This window comes from Pseudomonas brassicacearum subsp. neoaurantiaca (assembly GCF_013608025.1).
Classification (GTDB): domain Bacteria; phylum Pseudomonadota; class Gammaproteobacteria; order Pseudomonadales; family Pseudomonadaceae; genus Aquipseudomonas.
Genome location: NZ_VDLV01000027.1, coordinates 50,052 through 76,234 on the forward strand (window position 1 = coordinate 50,052; position 26,183 = coordinate 76,234).

Below are 26,183 nucleotides of genomic sequence, written 5' to 3' on the forward strand. Positions count from 1 at the left end.
TTTGTGGCGAGGGAGCTTGCTCCCGCTGGGCGGCGCAGCCGCCCCAAAACCGATTTGCCGGAGTTTGCCAGATAGACCGCGTCCGCCGGGGTTACGACGGCTGCGCCGTCGAGCGGGAGCAAGCTCTCTCGCCACAAAAGCCTCTCGGCACGTCGGTGTGTCCCGATAATTAAATTGCACACAATTTAATTGCTCGCTATCTTCAGCGTCCTAACTTCTTCAGGAGCTGCCCCATGACCGACAATCTACTGAGCATCCCGTGTATCACCATCAAGGGCGAGCAAAAGACCCTTGCCGATTTCGCCGGCAAGGCTGTGCTGGTGGTCAATACCGCCAGCCAGTGCGGTTTCACTCCGCAATACAAGGGGCTCGAGGCGTTGTGGCAGTCTTATAAGGACCGTGGACTGGTGGTGCTGGGCTTTCCCTGCAACCAATTTGGCAAGCAGGAGCCGGGGAATGAGGGGGCGATTTCCGAGTTTTGCGAACTCAACTTCGGCGTGAGCTTTCCACTGTTCAAGAAAGTCGAAGTCAACGGCGCCAATGCCCATCCGCTGTTCGTCCAGCTCAAGCAGCGGGCGCCTGGCGTGCTGGGGTCCAAAGGCATCAAATGGAATTTCACCAAGTTCCTGATTGGCAAGGATGGCCAGGTGGTCAAGCGCTTTGCCCCGACTACCAAGCCCCAGGACCTCACCGCCGAGATCGAAGCCCTGCTCAAATGAATGATCTGTCAGTCGATTCGCTGAAGCTCGACAGCCAGTTGTGCTTCAAGCTGTACGCCGCATCGCGGGCGGTGATTCGTGGCTACAAGCCGATGCTGGATCAGCTCGGCCTGACCTACCCGCAGTATCTGGCGATGCTGGTGCTGTGGGAATGGCAGGAAAACGCTCCGGAGCAACCCACGGTCAAGGCCCTGGGGGAGCGCCTACTGCTTGATTCCGGCACGCTGACGCCGCTGCTCAAGCGTTTGGAGCAACTGGCGTTGGTCCAGCGCCAGCGTTCAGCCCGTGATGAACGCGAGGTGCATTTGAGCCTGTCGGACAGCGGAAAGGCCTTGCGCGAGCAGGTCGGCCCGCTCAAGGCCCGTCTGCTTTGCGACAGCGGCATCGACCTGGATCGCGTGGGTGACCTGCGAGACAGCCTGGATCATTTGTTGGCTCAGATCAAAGCGCTGACGTAGTGGGCACCCACTGATCCAGCAATGCCGCGAGTTCTTCGCGACGAAATGGCTTGGACAGATAATCGCTCATGCCGGCGGCGCGGCAGCGTTCGCGCTCCTCGGGCATCGCATTGGCGGTCAGCGCGACAATCGGCAGGTTTGGCCAGCGCCCGCTGCGACGAATTTGCCGGCTGGCTTCATAACCGTCCATGACCGGCATGTTGCAGTCCATCAACACCAGATCGAAATCCTGCTGTTCGAGCTGGTCAAGGGCCTCGATGCCGTGGGCCGCGACGACGACTTCGCAGCCCAGCTTCACCAGCATGCCCTTGGCCACCAGTTGGTTGACGGGGTTGTCTTCCACGAGCAGCACTCGCCCGCGGCGCGAAGGCGCCAGCGCTTCGATCTGCGCGTCGTTGATGGTGGTCGCCTCGCTTTGCAGGGCGCGCCGCAAGATCTGATAAAGCGCATGGCGCGCCAGCGGCCGGGCTTGTTGCAGCAAGGGGGCGAGGGCGGCCGCCTCTTCGCTGGGCATGAAGCTGCCGTAGGCCGTCACCAGCAGGATCGGCGCCGCGAAGGTTGGCCGCAGATTGAACAGGCATTCCGGGCAATCGGTGATCAGGATGTCGGGATTGAGCCCCAGCAATCCGTCATCCACGGAACGTTGTACGTAGTCCAATCCCCAGCCTGGCACCAGCATGCCCAACAATTCGGCCAATCCGCTATTAGCGGTGGTAATGGCGACGACATTGCCATGCAAGGGTTCGATGGGGGGCGCGGGGGTGTGACAAGGCAGTGGCAGGTCCGCGCAGAATTGGCTGCCGAAGCCAGCCTCGGAGCTGATCGTCAAGCGGCCTTGCATGGCTTCGCAGAGGTTGTAGGTCAGTGCCAGCCCGAGCCCGGTGCCGCCGAACTGGCGCGTGATGCCGGCGCCAGCCTGGGTGAACGGCTGGAGAATTCGGGCCTGGGCCTCCTGGGGTATGCCAATGCCTGTGTCGCAGACCTCGATCCGCACGCCGCCTTCGTGTTGGCTCAAACGCACGTCGACCCGGCCGAAGCGGGTGAATTTCAGGGCGTTGGACAGCAGGTTGCTGACGATTTGGCGAACGCGGGTCGGATCGCCCAATACCTGGGCGGGGAACTGCGGCTCGATCAGGCACGCCAGTTCGACGCTTGGGGCGGCATTTTGGGAAAGCAGGTTGGCGGTGTCCTCGATCAGCGAGCCGAGGTCGAACGGTATCCGTTCGAGTTCCAGTTGGCCGGCGTCGAACTTGGACAGGTCGAGGATATCGTTGAGCAGCTCCACCAATACCTTGCCTGAGTCATGGGCGATTGACAGCTGTTGCTGCTGTTCGGCGGTCAATGGACCGTCAAGGGACAACGCGATCATGCCGAGCAGTCCGTTGAGTGGCGTTCGGATTTCATGGCTCATGTTGGCCAGGAACGCGGAGCGGGCTTCGGCCATGTCCAGGGCGGTACGCCGGGCAATCTCCAGTTCATCGTTGGACTGGCTGAGGCGGGCATTGATGGCCTTGAGTTCGGCGGTGCGCGCTGAAACGATGTTTTCCAGCTGCGCCAGGTAATCGGTGAGGCGATTTTCAGCCGTGCGCCGTTGCTGTATTTCGGTCGAGATGTTTTCAAACTGCTGGTTGGCAACCGACACCAGCACGCCAATTTCGTCGTATTGGTGGCCGGTGGGGCATTCCAGGGGACTTTGCTCGCTGCTGCTCGGGTCGCGGCTGCTCAGCTCGCGGATGACCCGTACCAGCGGCTTGGTCAGCATGACGTAGAACAAGGCGAGCAGCAGGCCGGTCAGGATCAGGCTGCGGGCGAAACCGTTGAGCAGGGTGACTTCGGCCCGGCGCAGGAAGCGACTGCCGAACGAGTACGTATCGACCTCCAGTCGCAAGATACCCAAGGACTCGTCAGGCAAATGGTTCAAATAGAGCCGGTCTTCGAACTGGCGTTGGGCGCCGAAAAGGAAGTCGCTGATAAACCGGTAGCTGCTTTGCAGTTCAGGGCGCTTGACGCTCGCCAGCACCGTATTGTTGTTGTCGATCAGTTCGGCGCCGATGATGGCTGGGGAACGCAACAGGCCCAGGGCCAGTTCCTGGGCGAGTTCGGCGTCGATGTTGTAGGCGATGCGTGATGCCGGGTTGTGGCTGATTTCCAGCAGGGACAGGATTTCACGGTTGATCGACGCGTCTTCGCTGGCATAATCGATGCCGATCTGCACCAGGCTCAACAACGTGCCCAGCACGAAACCCACCAGGACGGTCAGTCGGGCCTGTTTGTACGACAGCCGTTGGGTGAACCTGATGTCCATGGAATGGTGAACCACTTACGTTTCCCTTCGCTGGTCAAGCATAGCTGATCATCTCTGAATACCGGTGCGACCGGTGTGTAGTGTGTGAAACAGACCCGCCATCGGCTTCGTCGTTTCGTCGCTGTAGCGTCATCATTACCGTGAACCTGTCCGAGGAGAAGACGTGGACGCTCGATTAATTGCTTTTCTTGACCGCGCCGATGCGGTGTTGGCCCGCATAGAACCCTTGTTGCCTGCGCCACGGCCTGCCGTCGACTGGACGCAGACCCTGGCCGCACGCTGGCAACGTGACGGGCGCAGCGGCTTCCTGCTGCCGCTTGAAGTCAGTCTCGACATGCGGCTGTCGGACCTGATCGGCGTGGATCGCCAGGTTGAACAGTTGGGCCGCAATACCCGGCAGTTCATCGACGGCATGCCAGCCAACCATGCGCTGCTCTGGGGATCGCGTGGCACGGGCAAGTCCTCCCTGATACGAGCCTTGCTGGCTGAACACGCCGGGAATGGCCTGCGGTTGATCGAGATCGAGCGTGATCACCTGGCCGATCTGCCCCGGGTGGTCGAACAGGTCGCCAAGCTGCCCCAGCGCTTCGTGGTGTTCTGCGACGATCTGTCGTTCGAGTCCGGTGAAGGCGATTATCGCGTGCTCAAGAGCGTATTGGACGGTTCCCTCGAACAGGCGCCGGATAACGTGCTGCTGTATGCGACTTCCAATCGGCGTCACCTGGTGCCGGAAAAGGAAAGCGACAACGAGAACTGGAAGCGGGTCGACGGCGAGCTTCACCCCAGCGAGGCCGTCGAAGACAAGATCGCCCTGTCCGACCGTTTCGGCTTGTGGTTGTCGTTCTATCCCTTTACCCAAGAGCATTTCCTCGACGTGGTAGAGCATTGGATCGGCACACTCGCCGCCAAGGCCGGGTTGGCCTGGCAACGTGACGAAGCGCTGGACATCCAGGCGGTCCGCTGGGCGACCGGGCGCGGCAACCGCAATGGACGTTGCGCCTATCAATTTGCCCGTTATTGGGTGGGCCTCAAGCTTCTGGAGCACAACGCATGATCGATTTGACGAACACCGGCGCCGGTCTTGAAGGCTACGGACTGCTGTCGGCACAGCTGCAATCGCTGCTCGCGGATGAGCGCGATTTCATCGCCAACGCGGCGCAGTTTTCGGCGTTCCTGTTCAATCAGCTGGAGGACCTGAACTGGGCCGGTTTTTACCTCAATCGCAACGAAGAACTGGTGCTGGGCCCATTCCAGGGGCAGATCGCCTGTGTACGGATTCCCTTCGGTCGCGGCGTCTGTGGTGCCGCCGCGGCGACACTCCAGACCCAGCGCGTCGAAGATGTCCACGCCTTCCCCGGGCACATCGCTTGTGACAGTGCTTCGAACAGCGAATTGGTCGTGCCGCTGGTCAAGGACGGACGCCTTATCGGCGTGCTGGACCTGGACAGTCCGAAACTGGCGCGCTTCACCGAGCATGACCAGGCCGGCATCGAGCAATTGGCAGCAATATTCCTGCGTTTGACCGAGTGCTGATCACGCTTTCAACCCCGCCTTGGCCAACAGGCTGCCCAGATCGATTTCGTCGATCTGGCGCGGATCAAGATATTCCTCGGCGTAGCGCATGTAGATTCGCTCGTCGATGAACAGCTTGAACAGTTCGCAATCGATATGGGCGTCACGGCACATGGTGGCCATGATGCCCAGGGCCTCGCTCAGTTTCTTGGCTTTCTTATACGGTCGGTCCGCCGCGGTCAGGGCTTCGAAGATGTCGGCGATTGCCATCATTCGAGCCGGCAGGCTCATCTGTTCGCGCTTGAGTCGCTTGGGATAACCGGTGCCGTCCATTTTCTCGTGATGGCCGCCGGCGATCTCCGCGACGTTTTCCAAGTGGCTGGGGAAGGGCAACTGGCTGAGCATCAGGATGGTCTGGACCATGTGGTGATTGATCACGTAGCGCTCTTCACGGGTCAGCGTGCCGCGCGTGACGCTGAGGTTGTACAGTTCGCCGCGGTTGTATTTCCAGGTGGGCACGTCGAGCTGAAAGCCCCACGGATTGTCCGCCGGAATCAGCTCGGCCTCATGCCGCTCGAACAGGTGCTCGGGTTTGTCCGCCAGCAATGATTCGGTGACGGGCAGCGTCGGTTTGGGAGCGCGTGCCTGGCGGCGGTTTTCCTCCCAGGAGACGCCCAGCCGATCATCCAGGGTGCGGGTCCAGGTGCGCTGGGCGATGTGTTGCAGACGTTGCAAGTCATCGTCGGCCATGGCTTCGGAGCCCAGGTTGCAATGTGCGACGAAGGCGAAGTCATCATCCAGGGCGATCAATGTCGCATCGCGTTGCCGAGCCAGGGATGACGCTTCGCCACCGCTTGCCACCGCCTGCCAGTAATCGATCCAGGCATCGCGCTTGAGGACTTCGAAGCGGGTCCGGACCTCATGGATGCGGTCGTTCAAGGTTTCCAGCTTGGTGGCTTTGTCCACCACGTACTCAGGTGTAGTGACCTTGCCACAGTCGTGCAGCCAGGCCGCTATGTGCAGCGCCTCCCATTCGTCTTCCGTTGGTCGATACCCTTCGAACGCAGGCGCTTGGCTGGCGGCTGCCGCTTGGGCGAGCATCAGTGTCAGCGCGGGCACTCGCTGGCAATGGCCGCCGGTGTAAGGGCTCTTCGCATCGATCGCGCCGGCGAGCAGTTGAATGAACGAGTCCAGCAGTTGCTTCTGCCTGGCTTGCAAGCGTTGGCTTTCGATGCTCACCGTCGCGGCGCCGGACACGGCCTGCAGGAACGCGATGCGGTCTGGCTGGAGTTTTTCCAGATCGGCGTCGGTGCCGCTGTCGCTGATCAACAGCACCAGCACTCCGACGGTTTCCTGATGACGGTTACGCAGGTGGATGCCGATCAGGTGGACGCGTGGCGCGTCCATCGCCAGCAGGACACCACGCAAATCGCCGGCCTGTTCGAAGCCGAGGGAGAACACCAATGTTTCCGCGACGGTCAATCGTTGAAACCAATGCGGGCCGCCCGGAGCATTCAGCGAAAAGCCTTGCAGTTCGAACCTTTGCAGATCCCGAGGGGTTCCGTCGATGACCAGTCCATACGGCTTGATTTGCTCGCCATCGCTTTCGCGAAGATAGATCAGCCCGGCCTGGGCCTGGCCGATTTTCACGGTCTCGAACAACACGCGTTCCAAAAGCGGGGCGAAGCGGGTTTCGGCACGCAGACTGGCGGTGATCTCGAAAAAGCTCGCCAGGGTCTCTTTCATGCGGGCCATGGAAACGCCCAACTGATCGACCTCTAGCACCGGGGAGCGACGGGACGCCGGATAATCGAAGTCGAAGCTGCGAATCGCATCGGCCTCCTGAACCAGGGATCGTAACGGCTTGACCAGGATCCTGGAGGTCAGCCAGCCCAAGGGCAGGCACAGCAGCAAGGTGGCGAGGGTAATCAAGGCGCCTTGCCAGCGCATGCGATAGGCATCGGCGAGTAACTCGTCTTCCGGCACCAGCAAAGCCAGTTCCAGGCCTTGTGGCCCACCTTCCTGCATGTGGCTGCGGGAAACGATCCATTGGCGACCCGCCGCCTCCAGGCGCGGCGTGTCGCTGTTTTCATCGAGCGCGGCGGCAATCGCCGGGTTCAGGTCGCGGGCCTTGATCAGCCTTGATGATTCGATATCAGCGATCAGTCGGCTGCTGTCGGGGTAGCCCACCGTGTTGCCTTGGGGGTCGATCAGGACGATCTCGGTGCCGGCGGTGACCTTGTGCTTTGCCAGCGTCTGGGACAGGGCGGCCAGGGTCAGGTCAGCACCGATGACCGCATGCTCGCCGCTGCGTCGGGCGAGGGTCGTGCCGATGTTTCGAGTGGAAAAGAACACATAGGGCTCGGTTGTAATCTGCTCCGCTGTTTCCATTGCGCTGCGAAACCAGCCCCGGCCGCGTGGATCAAAGGTTTCGTCAGGATTGTCCTGTTGGCCGATGAGCGTCAGGGCCTGGTCATAGAACAGCGATCGGGAGTGAACCTGGCCCTCGCTCGTGCGTTCCACGGTCCAGACCTGATACGTCGCGTCGGCCGGGGCCTTGAGGGCGGTTCTCAAGGTCTCGGTGCGTAATGGCCGAACCATCAGGAAGTTGCCATTGCGATCGCCGAGGTACAACGACGCCAGGTTCGGGTTGTCCCGCAGCGCCCGGCTGAAAGGCGCGAGCAAGGCCAATCGTTCCGCCATCCGCGGCTCGCGGGTTGCCGGATAATCAGCCAGCAGGCCCAGCAGGTGACGGATCGGTGCGTAGGTGTCGTACAGGTCCACGCGCACGTCCTGTTCGACGCGATTGAACAGTTTTTCGCTGCTGGACAGGATGATCTGGGTGGTTTGCTGGTAATTAAATACGCCCAACACCACGCTCGTCAGGAGCAAGAGCAGCGTGAACATCACGCTGATATGGACATGCAGGGGAAACCGGCGTTTTTCCGGACGCGGTGCGCTGGGCATTTCCGTCACTCCAAGTGTTCGGGGGGATCGCCCCCGCTACGCACTGCTGAGCGAACAGCATAGTAAACACTGGGTTATTCTGCCTTGATGATCTCCGTTTGCAGGGCCTGCTCCAGTTCTGTCATTGCCTGTTCGAGGGCCTGGGTGTGCTCTTCGACTCTTCTTGGCGCTTGATGACAGGCCTGCTCCAATGCCTCGCAAAGTTGAACCAACGTGGTTGCCTGTACGATGCGGGCGACGCCTTTGATTTTATGTGCCGTCTCGACCAATGCTCGCCTGTCTCCGTTTTCAGCGGCGTCAAGCAACTCCTGCCGGTCCGAACGATTGCTGCTGAACAGCTCCGCCAGCAGGCGTCGCGTCGACACGGGGTCGCCTCCGGTCAGGGTTTGCAGGCATTGAACGTTGAATGCGTTGGGACGCTTGGCGGGTTTGATCTGGTTCATCCATTGATTCAGCGCACTCAGACTGATCGGCTTGAACAGGCAATCGTTCATGCCGGCATCCTTGCAGCGCTGTCTCTCCTCGGGTTGTGCATTGGCGGTGAATCCCAGAATGGTGCAGGGCGGTAGTTGATGTTCCATCTCGTGCAGACGGATCGCCCTGGCGAGTTCGTAGCCGCTCATGATGGGCATGTTGCAATCAGCGATCACCAGATCGAAATGCCCGCTCAGCCAGGCCTTGAGCCCTTGCGCGCCGTCGTGGCTGAGGTGGTGGCGATGACCGAGGTAGTCCAATTGCTGGGACATCAGTAAACGATTCGCCGGATGATCGTCCACGACCAGGACGCTCAATGCACAGGCGGCGGTTTCGACCATGGTTTCGGCGTCAGGGCGCGGCGGGGCCCCGGTCAGGGCGGTCAATTGCAAGGAGACCCGGACCTGGGTGCCAACGCCCGGCTGGCTGTTCATCCGCAGATCGCCTCCCATCATGCGGCAAAGGTGACGACTGATAACCAGGCCCAGGCCCGCGCCCTTGCGCGCCATCCGGCTGCTGTTATCGGCCTGGGCAAACGGCTCGAACAACCTCCGCAGGTCCGCCGGGCTGATACCGATACCGCTGTCGCTGACCTCCAATTGCAGGTGCAGCGTCTCTTGTTGGACGGTGGGTGACAGTTTCACGCTCACCTTGACCTCACCTCGCTCGGTGAATTTCAGGGCGTTGCTGATCAGGTTCGAGATGACCTGCTTGAATCGCATCGGGTCGATGTACACGTTCGGATTGCCTTCGGCAGGCTCGAAGTGCAATGCCAACACCACGCTCTTCTGCCGGGCCAATCCTGCAAACACCCGGATGACCGACTGTAAAAGGGCTCTCAGGTCGACACGTTCGGGCGCCAGGCTCAGATGGCCTGACTCGATCCGGGCGATATCGAGGATGTCGCCGATCAGCTCCAGCATGCCGGAGGCCGATTCGTACGCGACTTCTATCGCCGAGCGGTCCACATGGCCTTTGTCGGCGTGCTTGAGGGCGAGCTCGAGCATGCCGATCACGGCGTTCATCGGCGTGCGGATTTCGTGGCTCATGGTCGCCAGGAAGGTACTTTTGGCGCGGTTGGCGTTCTCGGCCTGCTCCTTGGCGGCACGCAGTTCATCGAACAGCTCCCGCCGATCGCTGATGTCGATCCAACCGCCGATGATGCCTTGCACTTGTGCCGCCGAATTACGATAGGGAAGGATCCAGTGATAGACCGTGAGCTTCCTGTCACCGATGTGCAGCGGCCGATCAACGATCAGGGGAACGCCTTCGGTCATCACGCGTTGATAGTCCGCCTGATATTCCTGCGCCTCGAAGGCATTACTCATGGAACCGGGCATGACACCCTTGCCGATGATGTCCTCGCGCCTTGCATTGAATGTCTCAAGATAGCTGTCGTTGCAGCTTTGCAGGAAACCGTTGCGGTCCCGCACATAGATGGGATGGGGCGTGCCGTTGAGCAGGGCGTGCATGAACTCGAGCTGGTCATTGAGCGCCAGCTCCGCCTGTTGACGTTGCCTGATCTGGCGCCGCATGTAGGCATTCCAGGCCAGGGAGAGCAGGAGTAGCAGGCCAGCGCCCGCAGCGACCTGCAGAAACACGCGGTTATAGGTGCGCCAGGCTGCTTCCGACGCCGGGACGTAGCCACGCCAACGGTTGTTGATGACGCCCAGCTCGTCCGGGTCGATGCTGGTCAATGCCTTGTCGAGGATGGAGCTGAGCTCCGTGGCGTTTTTTCCAACGGCCAGGGAGAACATCGCCTGTTGGGTGCCCACGGTGCTGCTGATTTGCAAGGTGTCCCGCAAGGTGTGGGAGGACATGAAATAATTCGCCATGATCAGCGAGTTCACGCTGCCATCGGCTTGTCCTTGGGCGAGCAACTGGACGGCGTTCAGCGCGTCGTTGGTTTCGATGATCCGCAGGCCTGGGTACTGGCCGCGCAGCCAATCGATAACAGGGTTGCCTTTGGCGATCGCCAGGCTCTTGCCCGCGAACTGGTCCAGTGTCGCCGGGGTGTTGGACTTCTTGCGCGTCAACAGGACGAAAGAGCTGTCCATGTAGGGACGGCTTAGTCTTAGCATTTGTTGTCGGTCACGGCTGGGCGAAAGCGCGGCAATGACATCAGCCTGGCCGTTCAGGACTGCGCTGATCATGCCGTTGTCCGTACCGTGGCGCTGGATCTCCAACCGCAGGCCGGTACGTAGCCTGACCAGTTCCAGCAAGTCGGCACTGATGCCGCGAAAATCGCCGTCCGGATCGAAGAAGGTAAACGGGGCGAACGTTTCGTTCACTGCCACTCGGATTGTGGAGTGCCGGGCCAGCCAGCGCTGTTCGCGGTCGGTCAGTTGTATCTGGTGATCCGTGAGATAGAGATCGCTGCCCGCACTCCAGCGCTTGGAAATGGCCGCTTGTTCGGCGATTGGGATCTGGTTGAGCGTGGCGTTGATGATGTCGAGCAATCGGGTGTCGTCGTGTCGCAGCGCGAAGGCGAATCCGGACGATTCATGTTTTGCGAAGCTGGCCATGCGGATGTTGCTCAAGTACCCCTTGTTGATCATGTAATGGGTGGAAATGGTATCGCCGAGAAATACATCGGCCTGCCCGAAGGCGACTGCATTGATCGCGTTCTGGTAGGAGGGGTAGGCGGTGATAGACGCCTTGGGGTACAGCTTTTCGATTTCGTGCAGGGGCAGGTAGTGATAGACCATGCTCAACCGCAGCCCTTCGAGATCGTCGGTCAGGGGCCGGTTTTCACTCGTTCGGGTGACCAGGACCGGTTGGTCCACGGCATAGGGGGCCGACAACATGATGCCGGTGGTCCGGGCTTCGAAACCGTTGGCACTGCCGAGCAGGTCGATTTGCCCATGCTTGAGCGCGACAATCGCGGCCTCGCGGGACGCGAAGCGCAGGACTTTCATGGGCAGGCCGGTCGCCTTGGCGATGAGGCCCGCATAATCGGCGGTCATGCCTTCGTAGTCGCGCCCGCTGGTGGAAAGGTCGAAAGGGGGATAATCCGGCGCGGAGGTTCCGAGGACCAATTCCCGACGGCCTTTCAGCCAGGCGCGTTGGGGCTCATCGAGACGGATTTCGATAGGATCCGTCGTCGCGCGACTCAATAGCGCGTAGCGCTGGGGCATATCCGGCGTTGCCATGAGATTTTGCGCAAATACCCCTGCGCCTAACAGCAGAAGGAATTTGCTTATGCGATTGAACATCCTATTGTTTCTCACACCAGCGCGTTTCGCTTTGCCATTTCAATAAGGTCTACCAACGACTTAACTTTAAGTTTCTGCATGAGTCGTTTTTTATAGGTGCTGACTGTTTTATTGCTGAGAAACATGCCCTTGGCTATTTCCTTGTTGGTGCGGCCTTGGGCAAAAAGTTGCAGAACCATCAACTCGCGGTCATTGACGCTCTTGAAAAGATCCAGCTCGATACTGCGCGGGTCGTCATGAGCGACGGGCGTGAGTGCCTGGCTGGGAAAATAGTTGTAGCCGGACAGTACGGCTTTTATTGCGCTGACGAGTTCGCTGAGATCTTCCTGTTTGCAAACGTAGCCGGAAGCGCCGGATTGCATGCAGCGAATGCCGAAGAGCGTTGGGGATTGAGCCGTCAGCACTAATGTCTTGAGCGGCGTGGTCATGGCATTGAAGCGCGAAAGAATTTCCAGTCCGTCAAGTTTGGGAATGCTGATATCCAGGATGACCAGATCCGGCATACATTCGCGCACCATTTGCATCGCATCGACGCCATTGTCAGTTTCCCCTACGACTTTATAACCTTCATGCTCCAGCAGCATTCGAACGGCGAGGCGGATGACCGGATGATCGTCGACAATAAAAACGGAGTTCATGAATAAAGTCCCCTGCAAGCTTAAATAAAGCGCGCACCTTAGCCCAGTTAACGTCAGCTCGTACGAGGAGACGGGGCATGCGCGATCAATTTCAGAACTTTCCTACAAAAAAAGGCGCGAGATACCACGATGTACTTAGCCAATTAGTAGGTGGATAGCGTGGGAAGGGGATGTTTATGTTCTGGCCTGTGTATGTATTTTCAAGTTGTGAAACTAAGCAGGGATACAGTTCTCGGCTATTTCCAGCCACTCGCCAGCGCTTCCCAAGGCATTGGAAAATGTTTATTGAAAAATAGTTAAACCACAGATTGCGGGAGCGCGACCGCTCGCTCCCGCAGGATCCCGGTGGTTGGCCGGGTCATTTCATTGGCGGGTGCGCCCCGTCATTTCCTGGGCCATTTCGCTGGCGTAGCTGTCGGTCATACCAGCGATGAAATCAATCATCCGCAGGAACGCGCCGTGCAACGGCCCGTCAGGATCAGGGGCGTTGTTGCCCAGCAAATCGAGGATCCGGCGATTCTTGAATGAGGGCGTTCGGCCACCGTGTTGTTCCAGGGCGGCGCCGCAGAAACCGTTGAGCAGGATTTCCAGCGTGGTGTAGGCGCCGATCTCGTTGAGCGTCTTGCGCTTGTCCTGGAATATTTTCTTGCGGGCCATGTCCTTGGCGTTCAACACGCAGCGTTTGGCCGGCCCGTGCATGTGTTCCACGAGGTCGCCCTGCAGCGTGCCGGCAAGCAGCGCATCCTGCTGTTCAACGAACGCACGGGCGGCGGCGTTGGTCAGGTGTTCGATGGCTTTGCCGCGCAGGATAGCCAGCTTCCGCCGCCTCGAATCCAATGGTCCGAGCTGGCGATAGGTTTCCGGCAGATCGTCTCCGACCAGGTCCAGTAGCAGCGATTCCACCTGCGAATATTCCAGCAGGTCCATTTCCACGCCGTCTTCCAAGTCGATCAGCGCATAACAGATGTCATCGGCGGCTTCCATCAAATAGACCAGCGGATGCCTTGCCCAGCGCTGATCCTCGATTTGCGGCAGGCCCAGTTTGTGGGCGATTTGCTCCAGAAGCGGCAATTCGCTCTGGTAGCAGCCGAACTTGTGCTTCTTGTAGCCCAGTGAGTCGGCGTGACGGGCTGTCCAAGGGTATTTCAGATAAGTGCCCAAGGTCGCATAAGTGAGCCGGGTGCCACCGTCGAACTGATGGTATTCAAGCTGGGTGAGAACCCGGAATCCCTGGGCGTTGCCTTCGAAGTTCAGGAAGTCGTTACGCTCGGCCTCGCTCATCGCATCAAGCCAGCCACGCCCTGCGGCCTGTTGGAACCAATAGCGGATGGCGTCCTCGCCGGAATGACCGAACGGCGGGTTGCCGATATCGTGGGCCAGGCAGGCCGATTGCACGACCATGCCCAGGTCGCTGGGTTCACACCAGTCCGGCAGCGCGCTGCGAATGGTCTCTCCGACGCGCATGCCGAGCGAACGGCCGACGCAGCTGACCTCCAGCGAGTGGGTCAGGCGCGTATGGATATGATCGTTGCTGGAGACCGGGTGCACCTGGGTCTTGCGCCCAAGGCGGCGGAATGCGCCGGAGAAGATAATGCGGTCATGATCTTTGTGAAATGGACTGCGGCCCAGTTCTTCCGGACTGTGCAGCGTTTTTCCCAGGCGTTCGCGAGTCAGCAGGGTGTGCCAATCCAAGGCCGGTGCTCCGTTTGTTGAGTCGATGCCCTAGCTTCCCGGTTCGCGCGGTGTCCTGCAAGGCCTGAGGGCTGCGATCAGTTGTGCCCGGGTGTTGCGTAGGTAGTCGAATCGGGCCGTTCGAGGAGAAGGGCCCGTCGAGCAGCATCAGGGTTTACGCGTAGTCTTGGCCAGCTTGATCAGCGGAAGCAACGTTGTTGCCAGCCGGATCAGGCGCGACAAGCCCCCGGCGCGACCGCGCCGGGTTCGCTTGCCGCCGAGGAAGCCCAGCAAGGTGACTGCGGCCACGCCCCAAAGCGAGGCATGCTTGAGCCCGAAGCCCTCATGCCAACTTTGCGTGAACCCCCGCACCCGTTGCAGCGGGTGCAGGAGTTGCCGCGTTTCCTGGCGAATTTCCTGGCGATGCATCTCCATGCGCAAACGCACCAGCGCCTTGCGCATCTCCTGTCGGGTACGGGCTTGAGGAATATCGGGCAGGCTCATGGCAGCAGGCGCTCCCGGTCATTGGCCAATTCTTCGAGGGTGGCGTGGAACGGCGAGGATTCGTCGTAGATCGCTGCCTTGAGCCGAAGCCCGCAAAACAACGCCGCCAGCAGATAAAACAGGCAAAGGCCGATGATCCCTGCCAGGCGGTAGGTGTCCCACACCAGAATCAGCACGAGTGCCGACAGGCCGACCAGCAGCAACAAGGCAAAAACCAGCGCCAGGCCGGCAAATAGCAACAGGCTGACGGTACGGGCCTTCTGTTCCTGCAATTCGATGCCGAACAATTCGACGTGGCTGTGCAGCAATCCGAGGAATGCTGCGCCCAGGCGTCGTGCTGTAGGTTTTGTGCCCGTCTCGGACGAGCCGGATTCGTCGATACCCATCATTAGCGCCGTGTCGCCAGCAATCCGATCAAAAAGCCAACGCCCGCGGCAATGCCAACCGATTGCCAAGGATTGGCCTGTACATATTCTTCGGTGGCGATTACGGCGGCCTGGCCGCGCTCGCGCACGGATTCTTCGGTCAGCTTGAGCGTTTCGCGGGCGCGCAGCAGGGTTTCGTGGATCTGGCTGCGCAGTTCGTCAGCCTGGTCGCCCGCCAGCGTCGCGGTGTGATCCAGCAGTCGCTCGGTATCGCTGACCAGCGTCTGAAAGTCTTCCATCAGCGTTTCTTGAGCAGTCTTTGCCTGGGTTCTGGCCATGGGTGGATCTCCGTAGGTGACGTCTGAAGCGTTCGAGTATGAGCCATGCAGGAAGGTTCAGTGAAACTGGCTGGTACAACTTTTGCTCGGCTTTTTGCCATGTACTGGTGCGTGAGCCCGTGCCAGTGCGCTGAAGCTGGGCGAGTGCCCTAAAACCTTGATCCAAAAAATCAAAAAACGCAAAGCACGACGAAGCAGGACCTCGGTTTGCCAATTGTCTTGCACCAAGACGGTTCGAATGCCTCCGGCAGGCTGGCGGATTGTTTAAATTTGGTGCGCTGACGACGCGAAATGAACCGCTTCGGTGCTTTTTCAACTTTTTCAGGTCTGCCAATCACCATGGAAAATATGCAAAGCGCCGTGGACAGTCTGGTCCATAGTTCCAACACGCTGTTCATCCTGCTCGGTGCCGTCATGGTCTTGGCCATGCATGCCGGGTTTGCGTTCCTGGAAGTCGGAACGGTCCGGCAAAAAAACCAGGTCAACGCACTATCAAAGATCCTCAGCGATTTTGCCGTCTCGACCCTGGCCTATTTTTTCATCGGCTATTGGGTTTCCTACGGCGTGACGTTTGTGCAGCCGGCGGCGGCCCTTGGCGCTGACCACGGCTATGGCCTGGTGAAATTTTTCTTCCTGCTGACATTTGCCGCTGCGATCCCGGCCATTATTTCCGGTGGTATCGCCGAGCGAGCTCGATTCGCGCCGCAACTGTGCGCCACGGTGCTGATCGTGGCGTTTGTCTATCCCTTTTTCGAAGGCGTGGTCTGGAACGGCAACTTCGGCCTGCAAGCTTGGCTGCAGAGCCATTTCGACGCCAGTTTCCACGACTTTGCCGGTTCCGTGGTGGTCCACGCCATGGGTGGCTGGCTGGCGTTGGCCGCCGTCCTTCTGCTCGGACCGCGTAACGGGCGTTACCGGGACGGGCGCCTGGTGGCGTTCGCCCCGTCGAGCATTCCGTTCCTGGCGTTGGGTTCGTGGATCCTGATTGTCGGCTGGTTCGGCTTCAACGTGATGAGCGCCCAGACCTTGCCCGGTGTGAGCGGGTTGGTGGCGGTCAACTCCTTGATGGCGATGGTGGGCGGGACCGTGGCGGCGTTGATTGTCGGACGCAATGACCCCGGCTTCTTGCACAACGGACCGTTGGCTGGCTTGGTGGCGGTTTGCGCGGGCTCCGACTTGATGCATCCGATTGGAGCACTGGCGACCGGCGCGATTGCTGGCGCGCTGTTTGTCTGGTGTTTCACGGCGGCCCAGGGCAAATGGAAAATCGATGATGTACTGGGTGTCTGGCCGTTGCATGGCCTATGCGGTGTCTGGGGCGGTATCGCCTGCGGGATCTTCGGCCAGCAGGCCTTGGGCGGCTTGGGCGGGGTGAGCCTGGCCAGCCAACTGATCGGTACGGCGTTCGGCGTGGGTATTGCGCTGGTCGGCGGGTTTGCGGTGTACGGGACGATCAAGGCTTTGTTGGGGCTGCGCCTGACCCAGGAAGAAGAGTATTACGGCGCCGACCTGTCGATCCACAAGATCGGCGCGCTCAACCTGGACTGATCGGTATCACGGCTCCTTGTCCTGGTTACCCGGATAAAAGCCGTGCAGGAGCCCATAACGCTCGTGGCGGACTTGATCGACATGATGCCGGACTCGCTGTTCAGGCAACCCGAGCATGATCAGCGCGTGGGACGCCAGCATCAGGCTGGACTCCAGCAGTTCCGGGACCACTTCGGTGGCACCGGCGGCCTGCAATTCGGCCAGCTGGCTGTCGTCGCGCGTGCGCACCAGGACGGGTACGTGCGAATTCACCCGCCGGACCTCCTTGAGTACCGTCATCGCAATGTCTGTCTTGTCCACCGCGATCACTACCAATCTTGCGCGGCCGAGCCCGACCGCGGTCAGCAGGTCCGCTCGGCGTGAATCGCCATAATGCACGCAATGTTCGCCCGCGGTGGCTTCCCGGATGATGACCGGGTCGTCGTCCAGGGCGACGAACTCCAACCCCTCGCGGCGTAGGAAACGCCCAATGGACTGGCCGACGCGACCATACCCGCAAATGACCACGTGGCCAGACAGGCCTGCATTGAGTTCGCTGATCTGCTCCAGTTGCGCTTCTTCGTTGGGTTTGCGGTGCAGGCGGGCAGCGATGCCCGGCGCGGCGCGGAGCAATAATGGGGTCAGCAGCATCGAGCAGAATGTCGCGGCCAGTAGCAGGCCACCGATATCGGCGGGCATGAAGTGGTTCTGTTGCATCAGTGCCATCAAGGCGAAACAGAACTCGCCACCCTGGGCCAGGGCCAGGCCGCTGCGCCAGGCCGTTTCGCCATCGCTGCCGCGCCATTTCACCAGCGCGGCAACCGCGCTGCCCTTGATGACCATCAAGCCGAGGGTCAATCCAAGGATCAGCAGGCCGTCGTCGATGAACAGTTGCAGGTCGATCAGCATGCCGATGCTGACGAAGAACAGCCCGAGCAGGATATCGCGGAACGGGCGTATATCTGCCTCGATCTGGTGCCGGTAATGGCTTTCACCCAGCAGCATCCCAGCCAGGAACGCGCCCAGGGCCGGCGACAGGCCGAGCAGGTGGGTAAGCCAGGCCGTGAGCAACACAATCACCAGGGCCAGCAACACGAAGAGCTCGGCGGAGCGGGATGCCGCCACTTCATGGAACAGGCGCGGCAGCAGGAGCCGGCTGGCCAGCAACAGGCCGCCAAACAGCACCAGCGTCTTGCCCAGGGTCAAGGGCAACGCCCAATACCAGGCGTCGTCACTGTTACCGGCAAACACTGGCACCAAGGTCAAAAGCAATACCGCGACGACGTCCTGGAACAGCAGCACTCCGATGGCGTTCTGGCCGTGGCTGCTGAAAATCTCTCCTTGGCTGGACAGTTCCTTGCTGACAATGGCCGTAGAAGACAGTGACAGTCCTGCGCCGAGCAGCAGTGCCGCCGCCAGCGGAGCGCCGCTGCCTGCCAGCAGCACCCCGAGCAGCGCGGCTGAGCAAAGGACCTGCAGGCTTCCGAGGCCAAACACGACCCGACGCAGTTCGAGCATCTTCGACAGCGAAAACTCCAGCCCCAACGAAAACAACAGGAAAACCACCCCAAGCTCGGCCAGGTCGGGCAGCTCTTCGCTGTCATTCACCCAGTCCAGCGCGGTGGGCCCGACAGCCAGGCCGACGCACAGGTAGCCCAGCACCGGTGGCAGGCGCAGGCGCCTGAACAGGGCGATGACCACCAGGGACGAGGCGAGAATGATCAGCAGGTTGGCGAACAAGAGAAACTCCGTTTCAAGGTTTACGAGACCCAGCGTAGAACAGAAAAAACATCGAGCATCACTGGAAAACCATTTGGACTCAGTGATTTGCGTCAGCGTTTTACCGAAATATCCTGCGACATGGTACTCGGCTCGACGGTTGCGTGGGGCGGGCCTAGAATGGCGATCTGTCTTTTTGGGGTACCTGCCATGACGCCGGAATGCCAGTTGTTCGGCACCCTGGGTTGCCATTTGTGTGAAGTCGCCGAGGGCGTGCTGATGCCTTTCGTCGAACATGGACTGTTGGTGGAACTGGTCGATATTGCCGAGAGTGATGCCTTGTCCGAAGCCTACGGCCTGCGCATTCCCGTGTTGCGCAGGATTGACACGGGCGCGGAACTGGATTGGCCGTTCGATGATCCCGACCGGGTTGCTTCCTTTCTGCGTTGACGCCTTCCATCGGTTGGACCTGCATGCCGCCATTGGCGAAAGGGTGTTCTTCGGTTACTGTATGTCCATACAGCTACTGGAGTGCAGCCCTTGGTCAATGTCGAGCAATTGAAAAACAGCGTGAACCGGATGTCCGCGGACGTTGTACGCGAAGCGGTACTGGAGTTGCGTCTGGACGGTCTGGTCACGGAGGGCAAGACACCTTTCAACAAGCTGCACTTCAATACCTGTTTCGCCGAGATAGAAGCGTTGTTTCAGCGCGCCGGCTACCACAGGCAACTGGATGTGGTGGGATATCAGGGCCTCTTGTATGCCTTGTACGATCCGGGGCGCTGGGAGGCGGTCGAAGTGCTGCGCTGGTTGAAGGAATTCACCGAAGCCGCTGCAAGGCGGACAACGGTCTCTGCCTGAGCCAATCATCACTGGGCTGGCTTGCATGACTATCGGATAATGCAGGCCCCAGCAAAAAGTAAAGAGTCTTCAATGCCCGGTTCATCGTTTTCCCCAGCTCATCAGCAGGCCAGCACTTTGTACCTGCCGCCCGGTGCCTGGCAGACGGTGCTGGAATGCCTCTGCGAGCATTTCAGTGCGATCAGCCGCGAGCAATGGTTGGACCGGATTGCGCGGGGCCGGGTTCTGGACGGGGAGGGCAAGGCGATCCGTGCCGATCTGCCATACCGTGAAGGCCTCCGTATCCACTATTTTCGTGAAGTGCCCGATGAAAAACCGATCCCGGTGCTCGAGTCGATTCTCTATGCCGACGAGCATCTGGTGGTGGCAGACAAGCCGCATTTTCTTCCTGTCACGCCGGCGGGCGAATATGTCGAGCAGACCTTGTTGCGGCGGTTGATCCGTCGGCTGGATAACCCCCATCTGGTGCCCTTGCACCGTATCGATCGGCACACGGCCGGGCTGGTGCTATTTTCAGCCAACCCGCAGACCCGTTCGATCTATCAATCCTTGTTTCCGACGCGCCAAATCGAAAAGTGCTATCAGGCGATTGCGCCCGCGTTACCTGGAATGAGTTTCCCACGGGTGCATGAGAGCCGGTTGGTCGATGGCGAGCCGTTCTTCCGAATGCAGGAAGGGCCGGGCACACCCAATACCGAGACGGCCATCGACGTGCTGGAAAAAAACGGTGACCTGTGGCGCTATGGCCTGTATCCGGTCACCGGGAAAAAACATCAGCTGCGCGTGCATATGAATGCCTTGGGCGCACCTATCTGTAACGATCCGTTCTACCCCGATGTGATTCGGGATGCCCAGGATGACTACTGCAATCAGCTCAAGTTGTTGGCCCAAGGGTTGCGTTTCGTCGACCCGGTCACGAATCAGAATCGGGTTTTTGAAAGCAGGATCGTGCTGCAGTGGTAGCCACTGCGTTTTCGGACAGGCAACAAAAAGCCCGCAATCAATGCGGGCTTTTCTGTATCGGGCTGTGACGTTAAAGATTACAGATCTTTAACGGTACGAACCTGGTCCTTGTTTACGCGAGTCTGCTTGCCGTCCAGTTGCTCAAATTCGTAGAAGCCGCTCTCTTCATCGTATTTAGGCGTATCGACGGCCTGGATTTCGCGACCGTCATTCAAGGTGATCACTGTTGGCGATGCACACCCGGCGAGAGTGGCGAGGCCCAGCGCGAGCATGAAAGTAGCGAGGGTCCGTTGATTCATGGTGTTTCTCCGAAATGGATTCTTCAAGTTACTGACCTTCAGACGTATACATCGCGCGCAAGTTCCTGGCTAGTGTCAATCTGACACGCCTTTGTGCTGGGCGAGAAGTTCCGGCGTGTTGAGATTGGCCAGCCGGGGATCGTTGGACGGACATTGCAAGGCGACTGCTTGCAGTGTGCGCATGATGCGTCCCGGGCTGCGTTCCCCGTCGCTCCAGGCCCGTTCGAAAGTGGCTGACAGGGCGCGAGGAATGATGCACAGCAGCGGCTCCCAATGTTCGCCGTGACGCACCATCAATGGTTTGTCGGGATGTCTGCTGGCGGTTTCGCGCATGCTGTCCAGAAGACTCGAGTCGATTTGCGGTACGTCGCACGGTAACACCAGCAGATAGGGATGCTTCGCCGCCTTGAGTCCTGCCCGGATTCCAGCCAGCGGGCCCGGAAAATCACCTTCATCGTCATGAACCAACTGGTCGGCATACGCTGCATAGCGTTCCAGGTTGCGGTTGCAGGAAATGATCAAGTCGTCACTCAGGGTGCGGGTTTGCCGATGAAGGTGGGCAATCAGCGGTTCACCTCGCCACTCCAGCAAGCCCTTGTCCTGCCCACCCATGCGTTGGCCGCGTCCGCCAGCGAGGAGCAGGACGGAGCAAGGTGGCAGGGGATTGTTCGAGGTCATCGGGTGTCTCCGCATGGGCGAAAAAATGGGACGCTGTGATATAACACCAGGCTGTTTCCCCTACAACTGGACGAGCCTATGAAAGCCAAGGCTGATGTACCTTTCGTGCCGCTCAATGTCGCGGTGCTGACTGTCAGTGATACCCGTACCCTGGAAACCGACACCTCGGGGCAGGTCTTCGTCGATCGCCTCACGGAGGCAGGGCACAACCTCGCGGCACGGGTGTTGCTCAAAGATGATTTGTACAAGATCAGAGCACAAGTTGCGGCCTGGATCGCCGACGATGTCGTGCAAGTGGTGTTGATCACTGGCGGTACCGGCTTTACCGGGCGCGACAGCACGCCGGAGGCCGTTGCGTGCCTGTTGGACAAGCAGGTCGATGGTTTCGGCGAGCTGTTCCGGCAGATTTCCGTGGCGGACATCGGCACTTCCACGGTCCAGTCGCGGGCATTGGCCGGCCTGGCCAACGGGACGCTGGTGTGTTGCCTGCCCGGGTCGACCAACGCGGTGCGTACGGGATGGGATGGGATCCTGGCCGAGCAGCTGGATGCGCGGCACAGGCCGTGCAATTTCGTGGCCCATTTGAAACAGGCGGCCCCTTGTGAATCCCGTGGGTAAACCGGGCAAGGCAGGTGCCTTGATGGCCGTCGAGGTCGCCTTGGAGCGCTTGCTCGAGATGGCGGCCTCCACGCCCATTGTCCAGCACGAGCGCGTATCGTTGGCCGAGGCGCAGGGACGAGTACTGGCGGAGGATCTGGTTTCGACGCTCGACCTCCCGCCCTGGTCCAACAGCGCCATGGACGGTTACGCCTTACGCCTGGCTGACTGGGATGGTGAAACGCCGCTGGTGATCAGCCAGCGGATTTTTGCCGGGCAATCTCCGGACCCTCTTGCCGCAGGCACGTGTGCGCGGATCTTTACGGGGGCGCCGATCCCGATGGGCGCCGATTGCGTCGAGATGCAGGAAAACGTCATCGTCGAAGACGACCAGCGGGTGCGATTCAGCCAGGCCATGGTATGCGGGCAGAACATCCGTCCCCAGGGACAGGAAACAACCGTAGGAGAGCAGGTTCTCGCCGCCGGCACTCGCCTGGGGCCGATTGAGTTGGGGCTTGCGGCATCCTTGGGTTGTGCATCGCTGGACGTGATACGCAAGGTGCGAGTTGCTGTGCTGTCCACTGGTGACGAGCTGGTGGAGCCCGGCCAGCCGCTAGGGCCGGGACAGATCTATAACAGCAATCGCGTATTGCTCTGTGGTTGGTTGCGGCGCCTGGGTTGTGAGGTGGTCGATGCGGGTATCCTGCCTGATGACCTGGCCACTACTCGCACATGCCTGGCTCAGCTATCGGATGTCGACCTGATTCTTTCCACGGGCGGTGTATCGGTGGGGGAGGCAGATTTCCTTGGCATTGCGTTGCGTGAAGAAGGCGAGCTGACGCTTTGGAAACTCGCCATCAAACCGGGAAAACCGCTGACGTTCGGGCATTTTCGCGGCGTGCCGGTAATCGGCCTGCCTGGAAACCCAGCCTCGACCCTGGTGACCTTCGCCCTGTTGGCGCGGCCTTATCTATTGCGTCGCCAAGGTGTGCAAGCGGTATCGCCTCTCAAGTTCCAGGTGCCCGCCGGTTTCGTCTGGCCGAAGGCAGGCAATCGACGAGAGTTCTTGAGAGGGCGCATCGAAAATGGTCGAGCCATTATTTATCGCAACCAGAGCTCCGGTGTCCTGCGTAGCGCCGCCTGGGCCGAAGGGCTGGTGGAGGTCCTTGAAGGAAGGACGCTGGCTGAAGGCGATATCGTCAGTTTCATTCCCTTGAGCGAAGTCTTGGGCTAGCCCGGCAATCGCCGACGTGCTGCGGCCCGATTTTGTATCGGGCCTCTACGCGCCGTTGCCTTTATCGCGACAGCAGCATCACCAACTGGTCGAAACGATTGTTCGCGACCCACCCCAGCATCCCGACCACGACTGCCGCCGCGCCGGCCAGATAGGCAAGGCGGTATCGTACGGCCTTGACGTCGGTACGGATTTCATCCACGTCTTTTCGGATGTACTTGAGGTGAGTTTCCAATTCAACGACGCGCGGTTCCAAATCAATTCCTCCAACGGGATTAGTGCAACGTTTGCATTCGCTTTTGATATCGGCCGGTTCGTTCCCGAAGGACGCGAGGTGGCGGGGCGACAGCTTGTATTCATGGCTATGCATGGAGCGTTTCCTCCCAGTTGCCATGATTTCTTGAGCGCATGAGCGGGCCCCTGGGAGCTTTGACATATCCATCCATGGGTAACAAATCCTTGTCTGATTGATCGATTGATTGATTGTTTGAACGGTTCAGCACGACACCCTGTCAAGGTGTCTCAATACAGTCAGAGGGTCAATTGAGCTGATTCGCCAGGTCTTGTAAGAAAAATCTTGGAATCGAGAACTTGATCTGATTTTTTGCGGATATTGCCCAGGTCCGGGCTATTTCGAGCGAATGAGCGGTCCCATTTCCTGAACCTTCCAATGACGGAGACAACGATGAGCAAAGGCAAGGCGCTATTGATTCTGCACGGCAAGCAAGCGCTCAACGAAGAGGTTCGCGCGGCAGTGATGCTCAAGCGCAAACAAGGCTGGGACTTGGCAGTACGGCTGACATGGGAAGCGGGCGACGCCCGACGGTGTGTCGACGAGGCCTTGAACGCTGGTTATACCCGATTGGTTGCTGGCGGCGGGGACGGGACCTTGCGCGATATTGCCGAAGCGATTGCCCAGCAATCCGGTGATGCCAGCCTGGTATTGCTGCCGTTGGGTACTGCGAATGATTTTGCCCGGGCCGCCGGCGTGCCGCTGGAGCCTGATCTCGCTTTGGATCTTCTGGATGTCACGCCGCGGGCGGTCGATCTTGGGGAAGTCGGCGGGCAGATCTTCCTGAACATGGCCACGGGTGGTTTCGGTAGCCAGGTGACGGCGAACACCTCCGAGGACCTGAAAAAAATCCTCGGTGGCGCTGCCTATCTGTTCACCGGCTTATCGCGCTTCAGCGAGTTGAGCGCAGCCTATGGTGAACTGCAGGGGCCCGGTTTCCATTGGCGGGGCGATCTGTTGGCGCTGGGCATTGGCAATGGCCGGCAGGCCGGAGGGGGGCATTTGTTGTGTCCGGAAGCACTGGCCGACGATGGCCTGCTCGATATCAGCATTCTGCCGGCGCCCCAGGAAGTGGTGAGTACGCTCAAGGATTTGCTGGCCGGTGGGCTGGGCATCGACAACATGTTCGTGCGAGCACGCTTGCCGTGGGTGGAAATCAAGGTGGCTCAAGGCCTCGATATCAATCTGGACGGCGAACCGTTGCAAGTAGATGACCTGCGTTTCACGGTTCGACCTCAGGCGCTCCGTGTGCATCTGCCTGCCGATTCGCCTCTGTTGGGAGGCTCGACGAAGCTCAATCGTCCAGGCTGATGATCTGCTCGCGCACGGCAAACAAGACCAAACCGGCCACGTCGTGGATTTGCAGGCGCTTCATGATTTGAGCTCGATGGGTTTCCACCGTCTTGATGCTCAGGCTCAGGCCGTTGGCAATTTCCCGGGTGGACTTGCCGCGAACGATCAGGCGCAGGATTTCCAGCTGGCGTGCCGTCAGGTTGTGGGTCTGGGCAGGATCGGGCTGATATTTTTGAACACGGGTCAGGGCCTGGTTGATCACGGTGTGGGCAATGGCCGGGCTCAGGTAGCGTTCGTCGTTGCGCAGGGCTTCCAACGCGTGGCCCAGTTCGGTGGGGGTCGTGTCCTTGAGCAGGTAGCCGTGTGCTCCTGATTCCAGCGCCTGCATGATGAGGGCGGGGTCGGTGTGCATGGACAGGATCAGGACCTTGCTGTGAGGGCGCACTCGCTTGAGCTGCTGCAAGGCTTGCAGGCCGCTGGTGTCCTTCATGGAAATATCCAGCAGCACGATGTCGGGATTGAGCCGTTCCACCAGCTCCACTAACTGCGAGCCGTCATTGGCTTCGCCGACAACGGCGTAGCCAGGCAGGTCCAGGACCAGGGCGCGAACACCCGCACGGATAAGCGAATGGTCATCTACCAGAAGCAAATTACAAGTCAATGGAGAACCTTATTCTTGCTGGCCCGTTCCAAGGCGCGAGGCGCCCAGGGAAAACGAGCTTCGATATGCGTGCCTTTGCCGGCCTCGCTGACTACTTTGAGCGTACCGCCCAGTTGCTCGACCCGCTCCGACATGCCGGCCATGCCGCGTTGTCCTTCGCGGGCGGGGTGGTCCGCCGGAACAAATCCCTGCCCGTCGTCGCTGATCACTAATGTCAAACCCTCGGGCAGCCGTTGCAGGCGCACGAGGAGATTCTTTGCCTGGGCATGGCGCAGAATGTTGGTGACCGCTTCCTGGGTGATGCGAAAGGCGGCGACGGTCATTTCTTCCGGTATGCCGGTCATGCGCTGGTGGCAATCCAGGCTCCAGTTCACCGGCGTATTGGCCAGTGTCTTGAGCAAATGCGCGCGCAGGCTGGCTTCCAGGCCCAGGCTGGTCAGTTGCCTCGGGTTTAGAATCGCCGACACATCACGCACTTTGTTCAGGGTCTCGTCGAGCGTTTCGCTGAGAACGTTGCATTGGTCTTGGAGTTCTTGCGGCATGCGGCGCTTGAGCCATTCGCTCTGCAGCTTGGCCGCGGTCAATAACTGGCCAATGTCATCGTGCAATTCGCGACTGAGTCGATGACGTTCGTTTTCCTGGACTTCCAGGAGTCGGTCGGCCAGTTCCTGGGGCTGGAACTTGATCGACTTGCGCGACAGCCGATACTGGATCCAGACGCAGGCCAAGGCCGCCATGTTCAATGCCAGCAAGCCCAGCGGCAACGTCATGGACGACCAGTAAACCAACAGGCAGCCGAGGGTTGAGCAGATGCACAGCAAAAGTGTGAACCGACGGGCGTTTTCTCGGGAAGGTGGCCAGGTGGTAAATGACTTGAAGCTGGCGTGCATGAC

Annotated in this window: 25 protein-coding genes; 11 read left to right on the forward strand and 14 right to left on the reverse strand. The window is 59.8% G+C overall.

What is annotated here, in order from left to right; all coding sequences use genetic code 11:
- Nucleotides 1-233: 233 nt before the first annotated feature.
- Both FHK92_RS15900 and FHK92_RS15905 read left to right on the forward strand, forming a co-directional pair.
- Nucleotides 234-719 (forward strand): glutathione peroxidase, encoded by a 486-nt coding sequence (locus FHK92_RS15900; protein WP_181288898.1) that lies wholly within the window; start codon nucleotides 234-236, stop codon nucleotides 717-719.
- Entirely contained in the window at nucleotides 716-1,177 is a 462-nt protein-coding gene (locus FHK92_RS15905) for a MarR family winged helix-turn-helix transcriptional regulator (RefSeq protein ID WP_181288899.1), read from the forward strand. Before FHK92_RS15900 ends, FHK92_RS15905 begins: the two co-directional genes overlap by 4 nt.
- On the opposite strand, the gene FHK92_RS15910 is transcribed toward FHK92_RS15905, so the two are convergent.
- The gene (locus tag FHK92_RS15910) at nucleotides 1,161-3,482 is read right to left on the reverse strand and encodes a hybrid sensor histidine kinase/response regulator (RefSeq protein WP_181288900.1); all 2,322 of its coding nucleotides are present in this window, start codon (nucleotides 3,480-3,482) and stop codon (nucleotides 1,161-1,163) included. The genes FHK92_RS15905 and FHK92_RS15910 overlap by 17 nt on opposite strands.
- 163 nt (nucleotides 3,483-3,645) lie before the next feature.
- Here FHK92_RS15910 and FHK92_RS15915 point away from each other — a divergent pair, with 163 nt between their 5' ends.
- Together FHK92_RS15915 and FHK92_RS15920 are read left to right on the forward strand one after the other, a co-directional pair.
- Nucleotides 3,646-4,536, forward strand: a complete 891-nt coding sequence (locus tag FHK92_RS15915; protein ID WP_181288901.1) for an ATP-binding protein — start codon at nucleotides 3,646-3,648, stop codon at nucleotides 4,534-4,536.
- Nucleotides 4,533-5,015 carry a GAF domain-containing protein gene (locus FHK92_RS15920; RefSeq protein ID WP_181288902.1) on the forward strand — a complete coding sequence of 161 codons (483 nt, stop codon included), beginning with the start codon at nucleotides 4,533-4,535 and terminating at the stop codon, nucleotides 5,013-5,015. The genes FHK92_RS15915 and FHK92_RS15920 overlap by 4 nt, the downstream gene beginning before the upstream one ends.
- On the opposite strand, the gene FHK92_RS15925 is transcribed toward FHK92_RS15920, so the two are convergent.
- From FHK92_RS15925 to FHK92_RS15955, 7 genes are all read right to left on the reverse strand, one after another.
- Nucleotides 5,016-7,961, reverse strand: a complete 2,946-nt coding sequence (locus FHK92_RS15925; RefSeq protein WP_181288903.1) for an HD domain-containing phosphohydrolase — start codon at nucleotides 7,959-7,961, stop codon at nucleotides 5,016-5,018. It abuts the gene before it with no gap.
- A gap of 74 nt (nucleotides 7,962-8,035) precedes the next feature.
- The gene (locus FHK92_RS15930) at nucleotides 8,036-11,650 is read right to left on the reverse strand and encodes a transporter substrate-binding domain-containing protein (protein WP_181288904.1); all 3,615 of its coding nucleotides are present in this window, start codon (nucleotides 11,648-11,650) and stop codon (nucleotides 8,036-8,038) included.
- An 11-nt stretch (nucleotides 11,651-11,661) separates the two neighbouring features.
- Nucleotides 11,662-12,288 (reverse strand): response regulator transcription factor, encoded by a 627-nt coding sequence (locus tag FHK92_RS15935; protein WP_181288905.1) that lies wholly within the window; start codon nucleotides 12,286-12,288, stop codon nucleotides 11,662-11,664.
- A 363-nt stretch (nucleotides 12,289-12,651) separates the two neighbouring features.
- A complete protein-coding gene (locus FHK92_RS15940) occupies nucleotides 12,652-13,980 on the reverse strand; it encodes a deoxyguanosinetriphosphate triphosphohydrolase (protein ID WP_030141897.1) in 1,329 nt (442 codons plus the stop codon).
- Nucleotides 13,981-14,127: 147 nt separating this feature from the next.
- The gene (locus FHK92_RS15945) at nucleotides 14,128-14,463 is read right to left on the reverse strand and encodes a hypothetical protein (RefSeq protein ID WP_181288906.1); all 336 of its coding nucleotides are present in this window, start codon (nucleotides 14,461-14,463) and stop codon (nucleotides 14,128-14,130) included.
- On the reverse strand, nucleotides 14,460-14,849 hold the full coding sequence (locus FHK92_RS15950; RefSeq protein ID WP_181288907.1) for a phage holin family protein: 390 nt from the start codon (nucleotides 14,847-14,849) through the stop codon (nucleotides 14,460-14,462). Before FHK92_RS15950 ends, FHK92_RS15945 begins: the two co-directional genes overlap by 4 nt.
- Before the next feature lie 2 nt (nucleotides 14,850-14,851).
- Nucleotides 14,852-15,166 (reverse strand): DUF883 family protein, encoded by a 315-nt coding sequence (locus tag FHK92_RS15955; protein WP_030141900.1) that lies wholly within the window; start codon nucleotides 15,164-15,166, stop codon nucleotides 14,852-14,854.
- A 339-nt stretch (nucleotides 15,167-15,505) separates the two neighbouring features.
- Between FHK92_RS15955 and FHK92_RS15960 the strand changes: the two genes are divergently transcribed.
- Nucleotides 15,506-16,714, forward strand: coding sequence for an ammonium transporter (locus FHK92_RS15960; protein ID WP_181288908.1), 1,209 nt, complete (start codon nucleotides 15,506-15,508; stop codon nucleotides 16,712-16,714).
- A 6-nt stretch (nucleotides 16,715-16,720) separates the two neighbouring features.
- On the opposite strand, the gene FHK92_RS15965 is transcribed toward FHK92_RS15960, so the two are convergent.
- Nucleotides 16,721-18,433 carry a cation:proton antiporter gene (locus FHK92_RS15965; protein ID WP_181288909.1) on the reverse strand — a complete coding sequence of 571 codons (1,713 nt, stop codon included), beginning with the start codon at nucleotides 18,431-18,433 and terminating at the stop codon, nucleotides 16,721-16,723.
- Between the two features lie 189 nt (nucleotides 18,434-18,622).
- On the opposite strand from FHK92_RS15965, the gene FHK92_RS15970 reads away from it, so the two are divergent.
- The 3 genes from FHK92_RS15970 to FHK92_RS15980 all read left to right on the forward strand — a co-directional run bounded on the left by FHK92_RS15970 (nucleotide 18,623) and on the right by FHK92_RS15980 (nucleotide 20,236).
- Nucleotides 18,623-18,862 carry a glutaredoxin family protein gene (locus tag FHK92_RS15970; protein WP_181288910.1) on the forward strand — a complete coding sequence of 80 codons (240 nt, stop codon included), beginning with the start codon at nucleotides 18,623-18,625 and terminating at the stop codon, nucleotides 18,860-18,862.
- A gap of 90 nt (nucleotides 18,863-18,952) precedes the next feature.
- Nucleotides 18,953-19,273 carry a transcriptional regulator gene (locus FHK92_RS15975; protein WP_181288911.1) on the forward strand — a complete coding sequence of 107 codons (321 nt, stop codon included), beginning with the start codon at nucleotides 18,953-18,955 and terminating at the stop codon, nucleotides 19,271-19,273.
- Nucleotides 19,274-19,345: 72 nt separating this feature from the next.
- A complete protein-coding gene (locus tag FHK92_RS15980; protein ID WP_181288912.1) occupies nucleotides 19,346-20,236 on the forward strand; it encodes a pseudouridine synthase in 891 nt (296 codons plus the stop codon).
- Between the two features lie 77 nt (nucleotides 20,237-20,313).
- On the opposite strand, the gene FHK92_RS15985 is transcribed toward FHK92_RS15980, so the two are convergent.
- Both FHK92_RS15985 and mobA read right to left on the reverse strand, forming a co-directional pair.
- Nucleotides 20,314-20,535, reverse strand: a complete 222-nt coding sequence (locus FHK92_RS15985; RefSeq protein WP_030141906.1) for a YgdI/YgdR family lipoprotein — start codon at nucleotides 20,533-20,535, stop codon at nucleotides 20,314-20,316.
- 75 nt (nucleotides 20,536-20,610) lie between these two features.
- Nucleotides 20,611-21,213: a molybdenum cofactor guanylyltransferase MobA gene (mobA, locus tag FHK92_RS15990; RefSeq protein ID WP_181288913.1), complete on the reverse strand. Its 603-nt coding sequence runs from the start codon at nucleotides 21,211-21,213 to the stop codon at nucleotides 20,611-20,613.
- A 78-nt stretch (nucleotides 21,214-21,291) separates the two neighbouring features.
- On the opposite strand from mobA, the gene moaB reads away from it, so the two are divergent.
- Entirely contained in the window at nucleotides 21,292-21,831 is a 540-nt protein-coding gene (gene moaB / locus FHK92_RS15995) for a molybdenum cofactor biosynthesis protein B (RefSeq protein WP_030141908.1), read from the forward strand.
- 22 nt (nucleotides 21,832-21,853) lie between these two features.
- A complete protein-coding gene (locus FHK92_RS16000; protein ID WP_181288944.1) occupies nucleotides 21,854-23,044 on the forward strand; it encodes a molybdopterin molybdotransferase MoeA in 1,191 nt (396 codons plus the stop codon).
- Between the two features lie 61 nt (nucleotides 23,045-23,105).
- Here the strand turns inward: FHK92_RS16000 and FHK92_RS27800 are convergent, their stop codons facing one another.
- Entirely contained in the window at nucleotides 23,106-23,414 is a 309-nt protein-coding gene (locus tag FHK92_RS27800; protein WP_258232674.1) for a hypothetical protein, read from the reverse strand.
- 315 nt (nucleotides 23,415-23,729) lie between these two features.
- Here FHK92_RS27800 and yegS point away from each other — a divergent pair, with 315 nt between their 5' ends.
- A complete protein-coding gene (gene yegS / locus FHK92_RS16010) occupies nucleotides 23,730-24,647 on the forward strand; it encodes a lipid kinase YegS (protein WP_181288914.1) in 918 nt (305 codons plus the stop codon).
- Here yegS and FHK92_RS16015 read toward each other — a convergent pair.
- Both FHK92_RS16015 and FHK92_RS16020 read right to left on the reverse strand, forming a co-directional pair.
- Nucleotides 24,631-25,290 (reverse strand): response regulator, encoded by a 660-nt coding sequence (locus tag FHK92_RS16015; RefSeq protein WP_181288915.1) that lies wholly within the window; start codon nucleotides 25,288-25,290, stop codon nucleotides 24,631-24,633. The genes yegS and FHK92_RS16015 overlap by 17 nt on opposite strands.
- Nucleotides 25,287-26,180, reverse strand: coding sequence for a sensor histidine kinase (locus FHK92_RS16020; RefSeq protein WP_181288946.1), 894 nt, complete (start codon nucleotides 26,178-26,180; stop codon nucleotides 25,287-25,289). The genes FHK92_RS16015 and FHK92_RS16020 overlap by 4 nt, the downstream gene beginning before the upstream one ends.
- Nucleotides 26,181-26,183: the final 3 nt, after the last annotated feature.

Bases quoted from the DNA above. Each gene is read 5' to 3' on its own strand.
- FHK92_RS15950 (WP_181288907.1), bottom strand. From the start codon at position 14,849: ATGGGTATCGACGAATCCGGCTCGTCCGAGACGGGCACAAAACCTACA.
- mobA (WP_181288913.1), bottom strand. From the start codon at position 21,213: ATGACCTCGAACAATCCCCTGCCACCTTGCTCCGTCCTGCTCCTCGCT.
- FHK92_RS15980 (WP_181288912.1), top strand. From the start codon at position 19,346: ATGCCCGGTTCATCGTTTTCCCCAGCTCATCAGCAGGCCAGCACTTTG.
- FHK92_RS15905 (WP_181288899.1), top strand. From the start codon at position 716: ATGAATGATCTGTCAGTCGATTCGCTGAAGCTCGACAGCCAGTTGTGC.
- FHK92_RS15925 (WP_181288903.1), bottom strand. From the start codon at position 7,961: ATGCCCAGCGCACCGCGTCCGGAAAAACGCCGGTTTCCCCTGCATGTC.
- FHK92_RS16000 (WP_181288944.1), top strand. From the start codon at position 21,854: ATGGCCGTCGAGGTCGCCTTGGAGCGCTTGCTCGAGATGGCGGCCTCC.
- FHK92_RS15910 (WP_181288900.1), bottom strand. From the start codon at position 3,482: ATGGACATCAGGTTCACCCAACGGCTGTCGTACAAACAGGCCCGACTG.
- FHK92_RS15955 (WP_030141900.1), bottom strand. From the start codon at position 15,166: ATGGCCAGAACCCAGGCAAAGACTGCTCAAGAAACGCTGATGGAAGAC.
- FHK92_RS16020 (WP_181288946.1), bottom strand. From the start codon at position 26,180: ATGCACGCCAGCTTCAAGTCATTTACCACCTGGCCACCTTCCCGAGAA.
- FHK92_RS15935 (WP_181288905.1), bottom strand. From the start codon at position 12,288: ATGAACTCCGTTTTTATTGTCGACGATCATCCGGTCATCCGCCTCGCC.
- moaB (WP_030141908.1), top strand. From the start codon at position 21,292: ATGAAAGCCAAGGCTGATGTACCTTTCGTGCCGCTCAATGTCGCGGTG.
- FHK92_RS15960 (WP_181288908.1), top strand. From the start codon at position 15,506: ATGGAAAATATGCAAAGCGCCGTGGACAGTCTGGTCCATAGTTCCAAC.
- FHK92_RS15920 (WP_181288902.1), top strand. From the start codon at position 4,533: ATGATCGATTTGACGAACACCGGCGCCGGTCTTGAAGGCTACGGACTG.
- FHK92_RS15970 (WP_181288910.1), top strand. From the start codon at position 18,623: ATGACGCCGGAATGCCAGTTGTTCGGCACCCTGGGTTGCCATTTGTGT.
- FHK92_RS15945 (WP_181288906.1), bottom strand. From the start codon at position 14,463: ATGAGCCTGCCCGATATTCCTCAAGCCCGTACCCGACAGGAGATGCGC.
- yegS (WP_181288914.1), top strand. From the start codon at position 23,730: ATGAGCAAAGGCAAGGCGCTATTGATTCTGCACGGCAAGCAAGCGCTC.
- FHK92_RS15930 (WP_181288904.1), bottom strand. From the start codon at position 11,650: ATGTTCAATCGCATAAGCAAATTCCTTCTGCTGTTAGGCGCAGGGGTA.
- FHK92_RS15985 (WP_030141906.1), bottom strand. From the start codon at position 20,535: ATGAATCAACGGACCCTCGCTACTTTCATGCTCGCGCTGGGCCTCGCC.
- FHK92_RS27800 (WP_258232674.1), bottom strand. From the start codon at position 23,414: ATGCATAGCCATGAATACAAGCTGTCGCCCCGCCACCTCGCGTCCTTC.
- FHK92_RS15900 (WP_181288898.1), top strand. From the start codon at position 234: ATGACCGACAATCTACTGAGCATCCCGTGTATCACCATCAAGGGCGAG.